Below are 16,828 nucleotides of genomic sequence, written 5' to 3' on the forward strand. Positions count from 1 at the left end.
GGGTTATTCAGCGCGCCGGAACAGGGCGACCGTCTCGACGTGATGGGTCATCGGGTAGATGTCGAAGGCGCGGATATCGGCCAGCTCGTATCCCAGGCCGGTTAATGTGCCGGTGTCGCGGGCCAGGCTCGTCGGGTCGCAGGCGATGTAGACGATGCCCCGCGGCCCGGCCGCGGCGATCTGGCGGCACGCCTTGGCCCGCGCGCCGGCCCGGGGCGGGTCGAGGACCACCACATCGGGGTGCGACAGGTCGCGCGGCACACGGTTCAGGACCGTGGAGACGTCGCCGCACCGCGCGTCGACGGCGGTGATGCCCACGCGGCGCAGGTTGCGTTGCGCGTTGCGCACCGGGATCCTGCCGCCTTCGACGCTGAGCATGCGCGTGCGATCGGCCGCCAGCGTGGCCAGCGGCAGCGTGAACAGGCCGGAGCCGGAATACAGGTCCCAGAGTGTGGCGGCGTTCGCGCCATCGAGCACGCCGCGCACCAGCGTCAGCACATGGTCGGCCAGCGCGATCGGCGCCTGGCGGTGCATCTGCCAGAAGCCCGCGGCGTCCACCGTGTATCGGAACTCGTGTCCGTCGACGTTCACCATCTCCTCAAGCTCCCGCGAGCCGTCGCGCAGCTCGCCGTCGACGAGGACGGCATGGTTGGCTCCGTCGTCCGGTGACGCCACCCCCACCGCAGGGCGCGGTTCGGGCACGGCGATGCGGATCTGCGAGCCGGGTTCGAAGCCGCCGTCCCAGACGTGGCACTCGTCGGCGACGTCGAGCAGCGCACGGCTGGCCAACGGCATCGTGTCGATCGGCACGCGGACGTGGGTGCCGCGACGGCGCATCGAGGGACGGCCCTGGTCGTCGGCGATCATCTCGATGCGGGTGCGCCAGTTGAGGCCTCCGGTCTCCAAGTCGCACGCCATGCGTTCGATCGGCACGTCCTCAAGCTCGATATGCCCCAAACGGCTCATCTGCTCGCCGATGGTGATGGCCTTCCACCGCAGCTGCCCCTCAAGGCTCACATGCACCAGGTCGGCGCCGCCGACGCCGCCTCCCATGGCCAACGGCCCGGCGAGCGGCCACGGCGGGGTGACACGGTCCTCGCTCGGCTCAATGACATCAACGACCTCGCCGGTCCAATACCGGTCGTCGCGGTCGTGCGGTTCATCGAGCACCACGCGCACGAGTTCGCCGGGCAGGGCGAAACGGACGAATACCACGCGCCCGTCGAGATGACCGACGCACCGGCCCTGATCGGCGTACCGTTCGATGCGAATCGTTGCTTCCATACAGCTTGCTCCTTGACGCCCGATACGGGCCTTGCGGCCTTGCGGCCTGTATGACTGGTTCGCGTCCGGCCGGCACTCCGCCGGTGACGGCCTAGGCGTTCGGCCGTTGCGGTTCCTGCTCGCCGGGCTGCTCCTCCGCAGCGGCGTGCAGCGCCTTGTGGTGGTGCATCGGGGTGGCGATGATCAGGTAGGAGATCCAGATCATCAGCGCCCAGAACGGGATGCCCATCAGCAGGCGCGCCGTGCCCAGCCAGCCGACCTGGTCGGTCAGGTACAGCGGCACCTGCACCAGCAGCCGCAGCGAGAACACGCCGATCCACAACGCGGTGATGATCGTGTACGCGCGCTTGAGCGGTTTGTCCTGCATCCAGTCGTCCAGCCAGGCCCTGAGGTGCTCGGTGGGCAGCGTGCGGATGAACTCGACCGCCAAACCGAGCGCGGGGACGCGGACGATCAGCGAGATCGACAGCAGGACGATGTAGAACGCGTTCGTCAGGAATCCGAACATGTAGTAGTTGCGCGCCTCGTGGCTCTGCCACGCCCAGATCAGGCAGATGCCGACCGCCAGCAGACCGCTGGCGGCGCCCACGGCCGATTGACGCTGGATCAGGCGGACGATGACCTGCAGCACCGCTAGCACGGCCGACACGCCAACCGTCAGTTCCAGATTGCTGGTGATGACGAACAGCACCACGAACACCACTCCGGGCAACATCGATTCGATGACGCCGCGCGGTCCGCCGATCGCGTCGATGACGGAGAAATCCTCATCCTCGCCGGCGCTGGCCAGCGAGGCCAGTCCGGTGCGTTTCCTTGGTTCTGTCATGCGGGTATCCCGATTTCCTGGCTTTCCGCAGTCGGTCGGTGCGTTCAGCGGACTTCGGAGAACATCGGACCGCGCGAGAGCGTGGTCTCGACCTGCACCTGCTGGTCGGAATCGAACGGGCCCTTGGGCTTGCCCGGCACGTCGCGCTTGCCGTTGTCCTCGGCGTCCGCGGCGGCCTGCTCGGCGGCACGGCGCTGCTTCGGGGTCACCGGCGGGTGCATCGGGATCAGATCGCGGGGGGCCAGCGGCTCATCGCCGCGTTCGACGACGATGTCGGCGAAGAACTTGTTCAGCGCGTCGGTCTCGGGGCCTTCGGCCACCGCGGCGCGACCGGAGAACACGCCGCGCAGCATCCAACGGGGTCCGTCAATGCCGACCACGCGGGTCATCACGGTGCGGCCGCCCTTGATCGTGACCGGCAGCATGACCTCGGTGCCGAACACGCCGGCCTTCTGCGTCGCCTTGTCGTTGGCGGCGAGCAGATCGGCGCGCATGTCATCCCACAGGCCCATCGTCTTCGGAGCGGCGAACGCCTCGATCTCCAAGCTGGAGGCGCCGAAGGTGATGGTGGCGCCCAGCACCTGGCCGGTCTTGCGGTTCGCCTTGATGCGCAGCTGGATGCCCAGCAGGAACGGCAGGTAGTACGATCCCATGTCCAGGTATTCGTCGTAGTCGGGCACGTTCTCGTCGTTGACGTCCCACGGACCGTACTGCTCGCCGCGGCCGACATACGTGTCCGCGGCGGCCGGCGGGAACGCCGGGGACTGCGGCTCCTGCTCGTCGGCGGCCTGTGCGGCAGCGTCCTCGACGGCGTCCTCGGTCTTCTCGGCCTTCTCCAGTTCCTCGGCCTCCCGGGCTTCCTTGGCCTCGCGCTTCTTCCTGCCGAATCCGAACAGTCCCATAATGCTCCTTTGGTAGTGGCTCGTACACGGGTGCAACCGTCCTATAGCCTAGCACCCGGGCGGCATCCGAACCTGAATGGCCGCTGGGGATGCCTCACACGTCGTATGTGATCGTCAGCGGCGCGTGGTCGGACCAGCGTGCGTCATAGCTGGGGGCTTTGTCGATGACGAATCCCCGCGCGGTCTGGGCCAGTTCAGGCGTGGCGAACTGGTAGTCGAGCCGCCAGCCGACGTTGTTGTCGAAGGCGCGCCCGCGTTGGCTCCACCAGGTGTACGGCCCCTGGATGTCGCCGGCCAGATCACGCATGACATCCACGAACTCGTATTCGCCCAGCCAGCGGTCCACGTAGGCGCGCTCCTCGGGCAGGAATCCCGCATGCTTCTCGTTGGCCTTGGCGTTCTTGATGTCCAACGGCGTATGCGCGATGTTGAAATCGCCGCACAGCACCGCCTGGCGCCCGCCGGAGGCCGCCTCATCGCGCAGCTGGCCGAGCCGGATCAGCATGGTGTCCAGGAAGCGGTACTTCTGCGTCATCTTGATCTCGTCGTCGCTGTTGCCGGCATGCACGTACACGCAGGCCACGGTGATCACGTACCCCTGCGGCGTGCGGACGTCGGCCTCGATCCACCGGCCCGAGTCCACGTCCTCGTCCAGCCCCGGCAGCCCGTACCGGCGGTCGATGACCGGCAGGTCGCTCAGCAGGCCCACGCCGGCGCGCCCCTTGACGCGGCAGACCTCGTTCATCGCCGACAGCTCCCCCTGATCGCCGATCTTGCCCGCGGTGGCGTATTCGGCGCCGAATTCGGCGAAGATCGGATCGATCTCCTCCTGCGGGGCGCGCACCTCCTGCATGCACCACACGTCCGGCGTGTTCGCGCCCGCCCAGGCGGCGATGCCCTTGCGCCGCGCCGCACGGATGCCGTTGACATTCGAAGTCGTGATAGTGATCGTCATACCCCGAACCATACCAGCCGCCCCGCACCGCACCCGGGCACGTCCGCACTGCCCAGCCGGATGGCCGCCCACCGCCGACCGTTCGAGACCGCACCGACGGATTGCGCCTTCCGCAACCGGATCCGCCCCGATGGCGGTGTATCATATTGAGTTGGCGCGGGGCATATCGGTATGCGCCCGCACGGTTCCGACATCCATGCACCAATGACGGGAGGGAATATGACGAATCCGACCGCATCCGTGGCGATGACCGCCGAGATGACGCGCGGTTACGCCGAGTCATTCAACGCGGATCGCGCGAATCTGGTGGCCGCCAACGCCTCGGTGTCCGAAGGGATCCTGAAGGCCGCGACCGATTACAAGGGCATGCGCGCCCTGCCACGCGACTTCTCGATCGAGCTCAAGCAGGGGTCGATCACCAACCAGCGCCAGTCCGGCCGCTGCTGGATGTTCGCAGGCCTGAACACGCTGCGCTATGAGCTCATGCACCGCTGGAACCTGGAGGACTTCGAGTTCTCGGAGACCTACCTGTTCTTTTGGGACAAGTTCGAGAAATCGAACGCCTATCTGGAGCATGTGCTGGAAACGCTTGACGAGCCCACCGACAGCCGCCTGTTCCAGAACATCAACGGCAATCCGGCCGGCGACGGCGGCTGGTGGCAGATGTTCGCCGCCTTGGTCGACAAATACGGCCTGATGCCCAAAAGCGCGTTCCCGGAGTCGGCGAACTCCCGCAATTCGACGGCCTTCGAGCAGTACCTCAACACCAAGCTGCGCGAGTTCGCCGCCGAGTTGCGCGACCGCCACGCCGCGGGCGCCACGATTGACGAGCTGCGCGACCTCAAGGTCAGGGACATGGAGACCGTGTACCGCATCTGTGCGATCGCGTTGGGCGAGCCGCCCGCGACATTCGACTTCATCGCCCGCACCAAGGACGGCAAGAACACCGGCAAGGATACGGACGCCGCCGACGCGCCGAAGTCCGGCATCGACGACCGCCCGCAGATCCGCGAGTACGGCATCACCCCGCTCGAGTTCTACAGGAAGTACGTGCCCGTGGACGTCGATGAGTTCGTGACGCTGGTCAACGCCCCGATGGCGCGCACCCCGTTCGGCAAACGATACCGGATCGCCTACACCGAGAACGTCAAGGAAGCCGGTCCGATGGAATTCGTGAACGTGCCGTTGGACACGTTCAGGAAGGCCGCCGCGGACCAGCTCGCCGCCGGCCACCCGATCTGGTTCGCCTGCGACTGCATGCAGTTCTCGCTGCGCGACGAGGGGTATTTCGACTGCGACACCGTGCGTGTGGACCAGCTGTTCGGCACCGAGTTCACGTTCGACAAGGGTCAGGGCCTCGAATACGCCGACTGCCCGAGCAACCATGCGATGACGTTCACCGGCGTGAACATCGCTCCCGATGGCGCGCCTGACCGCTGGAAGATCGAGAACAGCTGGGGCAAGGACAACGGCGACGACGGCTATTACGTGGCCTCGGGCGCCTGGTTCGACCGCTTCGTGACGGAGATCGTCGTCCGCAAGGACTGCCTCGACGACGAGACGCGCGCGCTGCTCGAAACCGAACCGGTGACGCTGGACCCGTGGGCGCCGCTGACGCGGCCGTGCCGTTGAGCCGACACGCCCCGCGTCATATGCGTGTGCCGGCGCGACCATTGCGATCAGGCCGTCGCGGTTCCTGGAGCCGCGACGGCCTGTCCGTACCTTGTTCAGAATGGAACAAGCGAATCCGGATCAGAGATGAGAGGAAAGATGATCCGGATTCGCTCCGTGGAGGCGCCGCAGAAACGCGGCGCCCGTCTTATAGGAGCCGCATCATCCTATGGGATCATGCGCTCCGCTCGGTGTCTGCCGCTCAGGCTTCCTTCTGCCAGCCGATGTTCTCGGTGTGCCAGATGCCGCCGTTGCAGTTGTTGAAGCCGGAGGGGCCGAAATTGGCCAGGCCTTTCTTGACTGCTGTGTACGATGGCGGTACATCGGTCGGAATGGTGCCATACTGTTCGAAGGCGGCCTTCTCGGCCTCGTTGAACGCGGCGATGGCCTCGGTGGAGTCCGACATCGTCGACGGCTTCTTGAGCATCGCGTCGATCTCCGGCGTGCCGATGAAGCTGTAGTTCGAATCGGAATCGGAGCCATAGAGCTGGTAGCCGGAGGTGGAGTAGCCGTACGGGTCGGAGGCGGACCAGCCCATCGCCAGCACCTCGAAGCTCTTGCTGATCAGGGTCTTGGAGAACTCCGAGTTGTCGAGGTTCACGATCTCGCAGTCCACGCCGATGTCCTTCATCATCTTCTGGTAGGCGTTCGCCATGGCGGTCTGGGTGGCGTCATCGCCGAAGTACGTGTAGGAGATCTTGACCGGCTTGCCGTCCTTCTGGTAGTAGCCGGCGTCGCCCATCGTGTAGCCGGCGTCCTCCAGCGTCTTCTTGGCGGCGTCCACATCATACCCGGAATCCTTCGGCAGGTTGTTCTCGTAGCCGTCCTGGAAGACCAGCATGCATTCGGAACCGGGCTGCGGCGAATCGTAATCCGTGCCTTGGTAACGGATCTTGGACCACGTCTTCTGGTCGAAGCCCTGGGTGATGGCCTTGCGCACCGCGATGTCCTTGAGCGCATCGGCCGTGCCGTTGTATGTCAGCACATCGGTGGACTTGCTGTAGCCGATGCGGATCTGCACATCATCCATCGAGCGCACGATCTTCAGATTATCGGCGGTGCTGGCACCCACCGCGTCAATCTCTCCGTTATGGAACGCGTTGATGGCTGCGCTGGATTCCATCTGCTTGAACACCACCTTGTCGAGCTTCGGCTTGTCGCCCCACCAGTTCGGGTTCGGGGTGAAGGTGACCTGCGAGTCGTCGAAGGAGTCCACGACGAACGGGCCGGCGGCCCACTCGGTGTGCGGATCGTTGATCCAGCCCTGGGTGAAGGTGTCCGCGTCGGCGGCCTTCGGGTTGACCAGTAGGTTGAACAGGCCGGTGTACGGGTAGAACGGGGTTTCGAAGGTCACCACGACCTGCTTGTCGGACTCGCCCTTCTCCACCGAGGCGATCTGGTCGTAACCGGTGGTCATCGGCGGGTTGTAGGCCGAATCCTTGCCGTTCAGCGCGTTCCAGGTGGACTGGAAGGCGGTGTAGTCGATCTCGCTGCCGTCGTTCCACTTGGCGTCCGGGTTGATGTCGTAGGTCACCACCATCGGGTCCTCGCTGGTGAGCGTGACCTTCGACAGGAAGTCCGGGTTCGGGGTGGCCTTGCCGTCGAACGAGTAGTCCCACAGATGCGGCTGGTAGAACGACCAGAACTCGTTCATGTACACCGAGTTGCCGTCGGTGCTGTTGGCGTTCCAGTTCGGGCCAATCTCGGTCGTGGCCAGGGTCAGCGTGCCGCCGTCCTGGATGTTGTCACGCTCCTGCGGGTTGTTATATGCCTTCGACGCGTCCGGAGCGGGCAATGTTCCCGTATAATCCGACGGAACGCCGTCCGCCGGCTGGACGTAGCCGCTCTTGGACGCGGAGGCGTCGCCCGCGCCGTTGCCGCCGCAGCCGGCCAAGGCCATCGAGGCCGCGGCGACCATGGCGATCGTCCACGTCATCGTCTTGCGCATATTCATATTTCGCTCCCCTCATGGTTCGCAGACCATCATGTCCTCCCCGGCATCGGTCGCGCTTGTGGCGCCGCACGATGCCGTGGGCGATTGTGAATCCCCAGATGTACCCCGCACTGTTCACAAGGAACAAGTCGAAATCCCAATCTCGCGGTCCGCTATAGGTCTCACGTACCGAGATGGGAACGATGTCGTGGTCCTGCTTGTTACGAACACGTTACGCCATGGCGTCGTTTTCCTTGAAACGACTGGGTTTTCGTCAATCCGAACACCGCGGTCGCAATGTGGACGGTTTCGCCGCATACGCGCCTTCGGGCAACGAAAAGGGGCCTGCGCAGCCCATGGTTGCGCAGGCCCCGAAATCAGACCGGAATGGTCACGGGGGCGTAATCCCTATCGGGATCAGGCCTCCTTCTCCCAACCGATGTCCTCACGGTGCAGCGTGATCTGCATGAAGCCGGACGGGCCGTAGTTGGCCAGGCCCTCCTTGACGGCCATGTAGATCGGCGGGGTCGAAACCGGAACGGTGCCGTACAGCTCCAACGAAGCCTTCTCAGCCTCGTTGGCGGCGGCGGTGGCCTCGGTCGCGTCCTCAAGCGTGCCCGCCACAGCCCACAGCTCATCGACCTCATCCGAACCCACATAGGTGAAGTTCGAGGAGGAATCGGAGCCATACAGCTGGAAACCGGAGGAGCTGTAGCCGAACGGATCGGAGGCGGACCAGCCCATCGGCAGCACCTCGTAGGAACCGTCGCCCACGGTTTTGGAGAACTCGGAGTTGTCGAGGTTGATGATCTCGCACTCGACGCCGATGTTCTTCATCATCTGCTGGTAGGCGTTCGCCATGGCGGTCTGGGTGGCGCTGTCACCGAAGTAGGTGTAGGTGATGTGCAGCGTCTCGCCGTCCTTCTCGTAGTACTCCTCGCCCATGGTGTAGCCGGCGTCTTCGAGGGTCTTCTTGGCACCCTCGACGTCGAGCTTCTGCACGTCCTCCGGAAGGTTGTTCTCATAGCCTTCCTGGAACGGCTGCAGGATCTCGGAACCCGGACGCTCCGGATCCCAATCCACGCCCTGGTAGGCGATCTTGATCCAGGTATCGTAGTCGAAGCCCTGGGAGATGGCCTTGCGCACAGCGATGTCCTTCAGAGCACCAGCGGTGCCGTTGTAGGTGAAGACGTTGGTCTGCATCGAGTAACCGATACGCAGCTGCACGCCCTCCATGCCACGGACGATCTTCAGACGATCGGCCGAAGCCGCGCCGCCGCCGGAGGCGCGGCCGCCGATGGCGTCGATCTCACCGTTCTGGAACGCGTTGATGGCGGCGGAATCGGCCATCTGGCGGAAGACCACGCGGTCCAGCTTGGCCGGGTTGCCCCACCAGTTCTCGTTCGGCACGAAGGTGACCTGCGTGTCGTCGAAGGACTCGATGGTGTACGGACCGGCGGCCCACTCGGTGTGCGGATCGTTGACCCAGCCCTGGGTGAACACGTCCGGATCGACCGAGTTCGGGTTCACGAGCTGCTGGAACAGGTACTGGTACGGGTAGAACGGGGTCTCGAAGGTCACCACGACCTGCTTGTCGGACTCGCCCTTCTCGACCGAGGCGATGTTCTCATAGCCCATGGTCTGCGGCGGGTTGTAGCGGTCGTCCTTGCCGTTCAGGCAGGTCCAGGTGGACTGGAAGGCGGTGTAGTCGATCGGGGTGCCGTCGTTCCAGGTGGCCTTTTCGTTGATGTCGTAGGTGACGACCAGCGGATCCTCGCTGGTGACCTCGACGTTGGTCAGGTAATCCGGGTTCGGGGTGGCCTCGCCGCCGACGCTGTAATCCCACAGGTGCGGCTGGTACCAGGCCCACAGCTCAGCCATGTAGGCGGTGTTGCCGTCGGTGCTGTTGGCGTTCCAGTTCGGGCCGATCTCGGAGATGTCCTGGATCAGCTCGCCGCCGTCCTGGATGTCGTCACGATCGGTCGGGTTGTCGTTGCGCTCGCCCGCGACCGGGGTCGGCAGCGTGCCCTGATAGCTCGAGGGGACGCCGTCATCCGGCTGCACGTAGGCTTCGCCATTGCCGTTGTCGTCGGTGTTCGCGTTATTGCCGCCGCAGCCGGACAGGGCCAGGATGCAGGCAGCGAAAGCAGCAGTCACCGCAATCATTGTCTTGCGAGTTTTCACTTATTGTTTCCTCTCGTCTCGAATGTGCCTCGCGGCACTGAAACAGTTCCGATGGTAGTAGGACCGCTGACCAAACCGCGGCGATGATTCATCTATTGGACACATGTTCGTAATACCGAGGCAACATCACCGGTCGTGAGCCGGTGTTCCGCGCCCGTTTTCACCCGGAACGGCAACAAAAATCGCCGGATGGGTCCTGAGGATCCATCCGGCGATCACGGATACGGCGCGGGTCAGCGTTCACTCACCCGTCGTGTCCATAGGTCACGCGAAGTGGCAGGCCGCCATATGGTCGGCGGCGCCGCCCTTGGCCACCAGTTCCGGCGACTCGCCAAGGCAGCGGGCCTGCTGGTCCTTGGTCAGCGTGGAGAACATCGGGCAGCGGCCGGCGAACGGGCATCCCGAGAAGCTCTCGGACGGGCTCGGCAGTTCGCCTTCCAGCACGATGCGCTGACGGGTGCGCTCGATCTGCGGGTCGGGCACCGGCACCGCGGACAGCAGCGCCTTGGTGTACGGGTGCAACGGCTCCTCGAACACGTCATGGTTGCTGCCGAGCTCCACGATGCGGCCCAGATACATGACGGCGATGCGGTTGGAGATGTGCCTGATCACCGACAGGTTGTGAGCCACGAACAGGTAGGCCACGCCCAGCTTGTTCTGCAGGTCCTCCAGCAGGTTGATCACGCCCGCCTGGATCGAGACGTCCAGCGCGGAGACCGGTTCGTCGAGCAGCACCAGCTTGGGGTTGACGGCCAGGGCGCGCGCGATGGCGATGCGCTGACGCTGGCCACCGGAGAACTGCGTCGGGAAGCGGTCGACCTGATCCGGGTTGAGTTCCACCAGGGCCATCAGATCGCGGATGCGGTCGTTGATCTCCTGCTTGGACAGGCCCTGCACCTTCAGCGGCTCGGCCAGGATGTCGTAGATCGGCAGACGCGGGTCGAGCGAGCTCATCGGGTCCTGGAAGATGTACTGCACGTTGCTGTGCAGCTCACGCTTGTCCTCGCGGCTCATGCGCTTGGCGATCGGCTTGCCGAGCACGGAGATCTCGCCCGATTCGGGCTGGCGGAACTCCATGATCTCCAGCAGCGTGGTGGACTTTCCGGAGCCGGACTCACCCACCAGGGCCACGGTCTCCCCCTCGCGCACGTCGAGCGTCACATCGTCGACGGCGTGCACCTCGCCGATCTTGCGGCGCAGGAACCCGCCGGCGGTCAGCGGGAACGTCTTCTTCAGATGCTTGACGTCGAGCACGGTCTGGCGCTGCTCGCGCGGGATGCCGTCGAACTTCGATTTCACCGATTCGCCGACGGTGTAGATGTCGCTGAACGTGAGGTTCTGATCGACGATCTCCTTGACGCGGTGGCAGGCGGCCAGCTGGCCCTCACGCCCCTCGACCGGCAGCAGATCCGGCTCGCCCTGACGGCAGATGTCGGTGGCCAGGGGACAGCGTGGCGCGAACGGGCAGCCCTTCGGCATGTTCACCAAGTTCATCGGCGCGCCGGGGATCGGCACCAGACGGCTGGACTTCTCACGGTCGGGGCGCGGCACGGCGCCCAGCAGACCCATCGTGTACGGCATGACGGGCTTGTGGAACACGGTGTCCACATCGGCCTTCTCGACCGGACGGCCCGCGTACATCACGATGATGTCATCGGCGATGCCGGCGATCACGCCCAGATCGTGGGTGATGAAGATCACGGCGGCGCCGGTCTCCTGCTGCGCACGCTGCAGCACCTCCAGCACCTGGGCCTGGATCGTCACGTCCAGTGCGGTGGTCGGTTCGTCGCAGATGATGATATCCGGGTTGTTGGCGATGGCCATGGCGATGACCACGCGCTGACGCATGCCGCCGGAGAACTGATGCGGATACGACTTGAGCCGTTCCTCGGCGTTCGGGATGCCGACCAGCTTGAGCAGCTCGATCGAACGGGAGACGATCTGTTCCTCGGTCATCTTCGGGTTGTGGATGACCAGGGCCTCCTTGAGCTGCTCGCCGATGGAGAACACCGGGGTCAACGCGGAGAGCGGGTCCTGGAAGACCATCGCGATGCGGTCGCCGCGCAGGACGCTCATCTCCTTGTCGTTCTTGGTCAGCAGTTCGTCGCCGCGGAACTTGATCGAGCCTTCCACATGGGCGTTCTTGTCGAGCAGACCCATGATGGCCATCGACGTCACGGACTTGCCGGAACCGGACTCGCCCACGATGCCCAGGGTCTTGCCGCGGTACAGGTCGAAGTTCACACCACGCACGGCACGCACGGTGCCGGCCTCGGAGGCGAAGTTGACGCGCAGGTCGCGCACTTCCAGCACAGGCTGCTCGCCATTGGCGGGCGCGGCCGCCACAGTATTCATCGGTTCAGTCATCACTCCGCCTTTCCGGCCGAACGGGAATAGGGATCGATCGCGTCACGCAGACCATCGCCGATCAGCTGCACCGAGAAGGTCAGCAGGATCAGCACGGCCGAGGGGAACAGCAGGATCCACGGGGCGGTGAGCACCGAGGACTGGCCGTTCATCAGCAGCGTACCCAGCGAGGTGTCGGGGGCTTTGATGCCCAGGCCCAGGAAGCTCAGTGCGGTTTCCTGATTGACGGCGCTGACCACGCCCAGCACGGTGTTGATGATGAGCACCGAACCGAGGTTCGGCACCAGGTGGCGCAGGATGATGCGGAAGGAACCGACGCCCATGAACTTGGCCGCACGGATGTAGTCCAGCTCGCGCAGGCTCATGGTCAGCGTGCGGATGACACGAGCGTAGCCGATCCAGCCGAATGCGGTGATGCCGATGGTCAGCCACAGCCATCCGGACGTGCCGGACGAGGAACGCACGATCATGGCCACGAGCAGGAAGGACGGGATGGTCAGCAGCATGTCGAGGATCCACATGCCGACCTTCTCCACCACGCCCTCGAAGAAGGCGATGGCCGTGCCGAGCACGGCGGAGATGATCATGATCAGCGTGGAGGAGATGATGCCGACGAGCAGCGAGCGGCCCAGGCCGCGCACGATCATGGCGTACATATCCGAACCGCCGATGGTGGTGCCCAGCCAATGGTCGGCGCTCGGCGCCGCGGCGAGGGCGGTGAAGTCCGGTTCGTCGTACTTCCAGGGGCAGACCATGGCGCCGAACAGCGCGAACAGGATCAGGATGCACAGCACCACCAGGCCGAACACGGCCGAAGGACGGCGCATGAAGCGGCGGACGTACAGCGTCATGCGTCCGGTGCGCTTGAGGTCCTGGGCGTCCCCGCCCTGGGAGACGGGGTTGACGACGACTGCGGCGGGCGTGCCTTCGGTGGCGACGTCCTGATTCAGACCGAGGTCCTTTTCTTCGGTGGCCATGTCGCTCACGACCGGTCTCCTTCCGCGAGAGGTCCGTTGACGGACCATGTATTCACTGGCAGCATTGCTTGGTTCACTGGATATCACGCACCTTCATCAGTTCAGTCGGATGCGCGGATCGAGCCACGCGGCGAGGATGTCGGCCAGCAGGGCGCCGGCCAGCGTGCACACGCCGCTGAACGCCGCGATGCAGACGGCACCATTGATGTCGTTGTCCTGGATCGTGGTGACGAAGTAGCGGCCCAGACCGTTGATGGCGAACACCGTTTCGGTGATGACCGCGCCGGTGAAGATGCTGGCGATCGAGAACGCGATGTTGGTGGTGGTCGGGATCAGCGAGGTGCGCAACGCGTGCTTGCGGATCGCCTGGTTGAGCGTCAGGCCCTTGGCGCGGGCGGTGCGCACATAGTCGGCGTTCATCGTGTCCAGCAGGTAGGTGCGCTGCGTCAGGTGGTAGTTGACGTAGCCGATGCATACCAGCACGATCGTCGGCAGGATGATGTGCTGCAGGAAATCCAATATGGCCAACCCTATGTTCCCGCCCTCATATGAGTGCAGACCCGTGACGTAGAAGATGCGGGTGCCGGTGGCGTTGTTGATCGCGATGGTGCCGAGCACGATGAGCAGGCCGAGGACTGCGGCCGGGGTCACCAGGAAGAGCGTGGAGACGGCGTTCAGCGCGCGGTCCTGCCACTTGTACTGGCGGATGGCGGTGTACACGCCCAGGCTCACGCCGATGATGATGGACAGCACCGTGGAGATGGCCACCAACTGCACCGACGAGGAGATGCGGGAGGCCACAGCCGGAGCGACCGGTTCCTGATCGGGGGAAAGACCCCAGTTCCACTCGGTGACGATGCCCTTGAGCCAGTTGAAATAACGGACGAGCACCGGGGTCTTGTCGTTGATGTTCGCCAGATCGAGCGAACGGTCGATGGACGCCTCCGGCGGACGGGGGTTACGCGACATGTAGTTCGAACGCGGATCCATGAACGCACTTGCCAGGAAGTACGTCATCGAAATGGCGACGAATAGCATGATCACGTAATTCACCAAGCGTCTGATGATGTATTTAATCACTTGCTACTCCCTTATCAGGATGTTCGGCCATGCAAACTCTTCAACATTCTAGTCGTCGAACCGGTGAGCCGAGCCATTTTCATTAGATGCTGTTATATCAAAAGCGCCGGAAGTTCAGACGCCGTTCATGTTCCGAAGACAACGATGGACAAGCCTATGCCGCAGAAGTTCAGGGGTTTGCGCCGGCGACACCGACGAAACGTGCCATCGTAGCAAACACGGAATCACCGATGCGGAACTTCCCATATGATGAGACGGAATGGGTTGCTGCAACGTTTAAGCGTCCACATTCCGACACGCATGCGACGTAATGTCCTCTCTACGCGCGGGGGAAGGCCTGGCCGTAGCGCTGCTTGAGCTGTTCGATCGAGACGTGGGTGTACCGCTGGGTGGTCTTCAGCGACGCATGCCCCAGCAGCTCCTGGACCTCGCGCAGGTCGGCCCCGCCGTCGAGCAGATGGGTTGCGGCGCTGTGACGCAGCGCATGCGGACCGATGTCGGGCACGCCGGCCGCGCGCGCGGATGCGTGGACCACCTGGCGCACCACGCGCTGGTTCACCCGCCCGCCTCGCGCGCCCAGGAACACGGCCGCCCCCGATGCCTCGTTCTCCAGCACCGGCCGCCCCCGTTCCAGCCAGCGTTCCAGCGCCAGTCCGGCGGGTGCCCCGAACGGCACCACCCGCTGCTTGTTTCCCTTTCCGGTCACCTTCAGCGTGCGGTTGGCGAAGGTGATGTCGCCGCGGTCCAACGCCACCAGTTCGGCCACGCGAATCCCCGTGGCATACAGCAGTTCCAGCATCGCGTCGTCCCGCAGTCCGATGGCGTCGCGCCGCGGGTCGTCGCCGTCGGAGACCAGACGATCCGCCGTCTTATCCAGCAAGCGTTCGGCCTGGGCCTCGTTCAGGATCTCCGGCAGGTGCTCCGGGATCTTCGGCGTCATCAGCGCGGCCGCCGGGTCGGACGGAATCATCCCATGCTCATGGGCCCAGAAGAAGAACCCCCGCACCGCCACCACCCGGCGGGCCATGCTCGAACGCGCGTGGGTGCGGGACTCCCCCGCCATCCACATCCGCAGGTCATCCAGCGTGATCTCCCCCAGCTCGGCCACGCCGCGCCGTTGCATGGCCTCCAGGCACGACCTCACGTCACGCGCGTACGCCGATCGCGTGTTCTCGCTCAGCCCCCGGTTGGCCTTCAGATAGGTCAGATATCCATCCAGTTCGCGTTCGAACCGCATGACGGCCCCTTTCCGTTTCCGCCGTTTCGCCATCCATTCTCGCATGCGGATGCCGCAGCGCCGCGCAGGCCACGGACCGCTGTCCGGACACCGCACGCCGCAGGGCCCACGCACGGCGTAGCATGGGGATATGCCTATGCCACGTGAGATTCCCGCCGGCGCGCGGATTGTGGTGCGTGTCTGCGAAGGGGTGGACCCGCAGGACCAACGTATGAAATTCCGCGATTACGTGGGGCACGTACGCTCATGGGACGGCCATACGCTGGAGATGACCCGCGACGCGGCCGCGAACGGCTCCCGCCCGGAGCAACGGGTGAGCATCGACGTCGAGACGATCGTGACGATCAAGCCGGTGCCGGAACGTCCGACGTCCCGCCCGTGACCCATGGGCGGCGGCCGTCAGCCGATGTGGGACAGCTCGCGCACCACCACGGTGCGCGGGGTGTCGAACCGTACGATATGCTCGCCGCGGCGGGCCAGATCCGTCAGCGCCGTCTGCCACCCATGCTCGGGCAGTTCGACGATCCGCTCCGGCGCGTGGGCGAGGATGTCCGTCTGCGCCGTCTTGAACGTCCGGAACGGATCGCCTTCGGCGAAGAACCGCGCCAATGCGGCGTCACGTCCCGCACCATCCAGGGCGTCCGCCACCGCCAGCAGCCGTGAGGACACGTCCCGCAGCAGTCGGGACACATTGGCGTCATCCTCCTCCACCATGGCCCGGGTGCGGTCCGGATCGGTCAACGCCACCCGCGTCATGTCACGCCATGACCCGGCGGCCAGTGCGGTGGCGATGTCGCGTTCGGGGTCGGTGACCAGTTCGTTGACCAGCGCCGTGGCCACGACATGCGGCATGTGGGAGATCAGTGCCGCGGCGCGGTCATGGGTCCGGTCATCCACCACGATCATGCGGTTGCCGCACAGCCCGGTGATCATCCCCGCCACGGACAGGAACCGCCGGTAGTCCGAATCCCCGCGCACCGTCACGGCCCACAGCGCATCGTCATACAGCGCCGGGTCCGCGGCCGACCAGCCGGAACGCTCGTTGCCGGCCATCGGATGCGCCCCGATATACCGCTCCCCCAGACCGGCGGCCTCGACCTGATCGCGCACCATGCCCTTGACGCTGCCCACATCGGTGAGCGTGGTCCGCTCGTCCAGCACCCCGGCCAGCGCCGCGAGCGTCTCCGGCATCGCCTTGAGCGGATTGCACAGCACCAGCAGATCCGGCTGCGCGGCGGCCAGCGCCTCGATGGTCGGCAGGCAGCGGATGCCGCGGGCCTCGGCGCCGGCATACGGACGCGTCGTATGGTTCCATGCCAGCACCTCGCACCCGGCGTCATGTAGCCGGCAGGCCAGCGACCCTCCGATCAGGCCCAGCCCGACCACGCCGATGCGTTGCGGCGTCATCCAAT

13 protein-coding genes are annotated in these 16,828 nt (G+C 65.0%); 2 read left to right on the plus strand and 11 right to left on the minus strand.

All coding sequences use genetic code 11. The annotated features are described in order from the left end of the window. Window positions 1-3: 3 nt before the first annotated feature. From BIGA_RS03175 to BIGA_RS03190, 4 genes are all read right to left on the minus strand, one after another. Window positions 4-1,284, minus strand: coding sequence for a class I SAM-dependent RNA methyltransferase (locus BIGA_RS03175; RefSeq protein WP_033506005.1), 1,281 nt, complete (start codon window positions 1,282-1,284; stop codon window positions 4-6). A 91-nt stretch (window positions 1,285-1,375) separates the two neighbouring features. Then, a complete protein-coding gene (locus tag BIGA_RS03180; RefSeq protein ID WP_033506003.1) occupies window positions 1,376-2,110 on the minus strand; it encodes a DUF3159 domain-containing protein in 735 nt (244 codons plus the stop codon). A 44-nt stretch (window positions 2,111-2,154) separates the two neighbouring features. Next, complete coding sequence (locus BIGA_RS03185) at window positions 2,155-3,012, minus strand: DUF3710 domain-containing protein (protein ID WP_033506001.1); 858 nt, start codon at window positions 3,010-3,012, stop codon at window positions 2,155-2,157. 94 nt (window positions 3,013-3,106) lie between these two features. Continuing rightward, window positions 3,107-3,967, minus strand: coding sequence for an exodeoxyribonuclease III (locus tag BIGA_RS03190; protein ID WP_033506000.1), 861 nt, complete (start codon window positions 3,965-3,967; stop codon window positions 3,107-3,109). Window positions 3,968-4,186: 219 nt separating this feature from the next. On the opposite strand from BIGA_RS03190, the gene BIGA_RS03195 reads away from it, so the two are divergent. After that, a complete protein-coding gene (locus BIGA_RS03195; RefSeq protein WP_033505998.1) occupies window positions 4,187-5,599 on the plus strand; it encodes a C1 family peptidase in 1,413 nt (470 codons plus the stop codon). Between the two features lie 241 nt (window positions 5,600-5,840). Here BIGA_RS03195 and BIGA_RS03200 read toward each other — a convergent pair whose 3' ends face one another. The 6 genes from BIGA_RS03200 to BIGA_RS03225 form a co-directional block, all read right to left on the minus strand. Then, a complete protein-coding gene (locus BIGA_RS03200; RefSeq protein ID WP_081929391.1) occupies window positions 5,841-7,592 on the minus strand; it encodes an ABC transporter family substrate-binding protein in 1,752 nt (583 codons plus the stop codon). A gap of 396 nt (window positions 7,593-7,988) precedes the next feature. Continuing rightward, complete coding sequence (locus BIGA_RS03205; RefSeq protein WP_033505997.1) at window positions 7,989-9,737, minus strand: ABC transporter family substrate-binding protein; 1,749 nt, start codon at window positions 9,735-9,737, stop codon at window positions 7,989-7,991. Window positions 9,738-10,019: 282 nt separating this feature from the next. Continuing rightward, a complete protein-coding gene (locus BIGA_RS03210) occupies window positions 10,020-12,122 on the minus strand; it encodes a dipeptide ABC transporter ATP-binding protein (RefSeq protein ID WP_051917049.1) in 2,103 nt (700 codons plus the stop codon). Beyond that, window positions 12,122-13,099, minus strand: a complete 978-nt coding sequence (locus BIGA_RS03215) for an ABC transporter permease (protein ID WP_033506249.1) — start codon at window positions 13,097-13,099, stop codon at window positions 12,122-12,124. The genes BIGA_RS03210 and BIGA_RS03215 overlap by 1 nt, the downstream gene beginning before the upstream one ends. Before the next feature lie 96 nt (window positions 13,100-13,195). Continuing rightward, window positions 13,196-14,179 carry an ABC transporter permease gene (locus BIGA_RS03220; protein ID WP_033505995.1) on the minus strand — a complete coding sequence of 328 codons (984 nt, stop codon included), beginning with the start codon at window positions 14,177-14,179 and terminating at the stop codon, window positions 13,196-13,198. A gap of 319 nt (window positions 14,180-14,498) precedes the next feature. Then, a complete protein-coding gene (locus tag BIGA_RS03225) occupies window positions 14,499-15,416 on the minus strand; it encodes a tyrosine recombinase XerC (RefSeq protein ID WP_033505994.1) in 918 nt (305 codons plus the stop codon). A 130-nt stretch (window positions 15,417-15,546) separates the two neighbouring features. On the opposite strand from BIGA_RS03225, the gene BIGA_RS03230 reads away from it, so the two are divergent. Beyond that, window positions 15,547-15,798 carry a DUF6725 family protein gene (locus BIGA_RS03230; RefSeq protein ID WP_033505992.1) on the plus strand — a complete coding sequence of 84 codons (252 nt, stop codon included), beginning with the start codon at window positions 15,547-15,549 and terminating at the stop codon, window positions 15,796-15,798. 17 nt (window positions 15,799-15,815) lie between these two features. On the opposite strand, the gene BIGA_RS03235 is transcribed toward BIGA_RS03230, so the two are convergent. Continuing rightward, on the minus strand, window positions 15,816-16,823 hold the full coding sequence (locus tag BIGA_RS03235) for a prephenate dehydrogenase (protein ID WP_033505991.1): 1,008 nt from the start codon (window positions 16,821-16,823) through the stop codon (window positions 15,816-15,818). Window positions 16,824-16,828: the final 5 nt, after the last annotated feature.

Source organism: Bifidobacterium pullorum subsp. gallinarum (assembly GCF_000741215.1).
In the GTDB taxonomy this organism is placed as follows: Bacteria; Actinomycetota; Actinomycetes; order Actinomycetales; family Bifidobacteriaceae; genus Bifidobacterium; species Bifidobacterium pullorum_B.

Excerpts from the sequence above, each read along its gene's own strand:
- BIGA_RS03190 (WP_033506000.1), bottom strand. The coding sequence starts at position 3,967 with ATGACGATCACTATCACGACTTCGAATGTCAACGGCATCCGTGCGGCG.
- BIGA_RS03200 (WP_081929391.1), bottom strand. The coding sequence starts at position 7,592 with ATGAATATGCGCAAGACGATGACGTGGACGATCGCCATGGTCGCCGCG.
- BIGA_RS03195 (WP_033505998.1), top strand. The coding sequence starts at position 4,187 with ATGACGAATCCGACCGCATCCGTGGCGATGACCGCCGAGATGACGCGC.
- BIGA_RS03225 (WP_033505994.1), bottom strand. The coding sequence starts at position 15,416 with ATGCGGTTCGAACGCGAACTGGATGGATATCTGACCTATCTGAAGGCC.
- BIGA_RS03205 (WP_033505997.1), bottom strand. The coding sequence starts at position 9,737 with ATGATTGCGGTGACTGCTGCTTTCGCTGCCTGCATCCTGGCCCTGTCC.
- BIGA_RS03215 (WP_033506249.1), bottom strand. The coding sequence starts at position 13,099 with ATGGCCACCGAAGAAAAGGACCTCGGTCTGAATCAGGACGTCGCCACC.
- BIGA_RS03235 (WP_033505991.1), bottom strand. The coding sequence starts at position 16,823 with ATGACGCCGCAACGCATCGGCGTGGTCGGGCTGGGCCTGATCGGAGGG.
- BIGA_RS03180 (WP_033506003.1), bottom strand. The coding sequence starts at position 2,110 with ATGACAGAACCAAGGAAACGCACCGGACTGGCCTCGCTGGCCAGCGCC.
- BIGA_RS03230 (WP_033505992.1), top strand. The coding sequence starts at position 15,547 with ATGCCTATGCCACGTGAGATTCCCGCCGGCGCGCGGATTGTGGTGCGT.
- BIGA_RS03185 (WP_033506001.1), bottom strand. The coding sequence starts at position 3,012 with ATGGGACTGTTCGGATTCGGCAGGAAGAAGCGCGAGGCCAAGGAAGCC.
- BIGA_RS03210 (WP_051917049.1), bottom strand. The coding sequence starts at position 12,122 with ATGACTGAACCGATGAATACTGTGGCGGCCGCGCCCGCCAATGGCGAG.
- BIGA_RS03175 (WP_033506005.1), bottom strand. The coding sequence starts at position 1,284 with ATGGAAGCAACGATTCGCATCGAACGGTACGCCGATCAGGGCCGGTGC.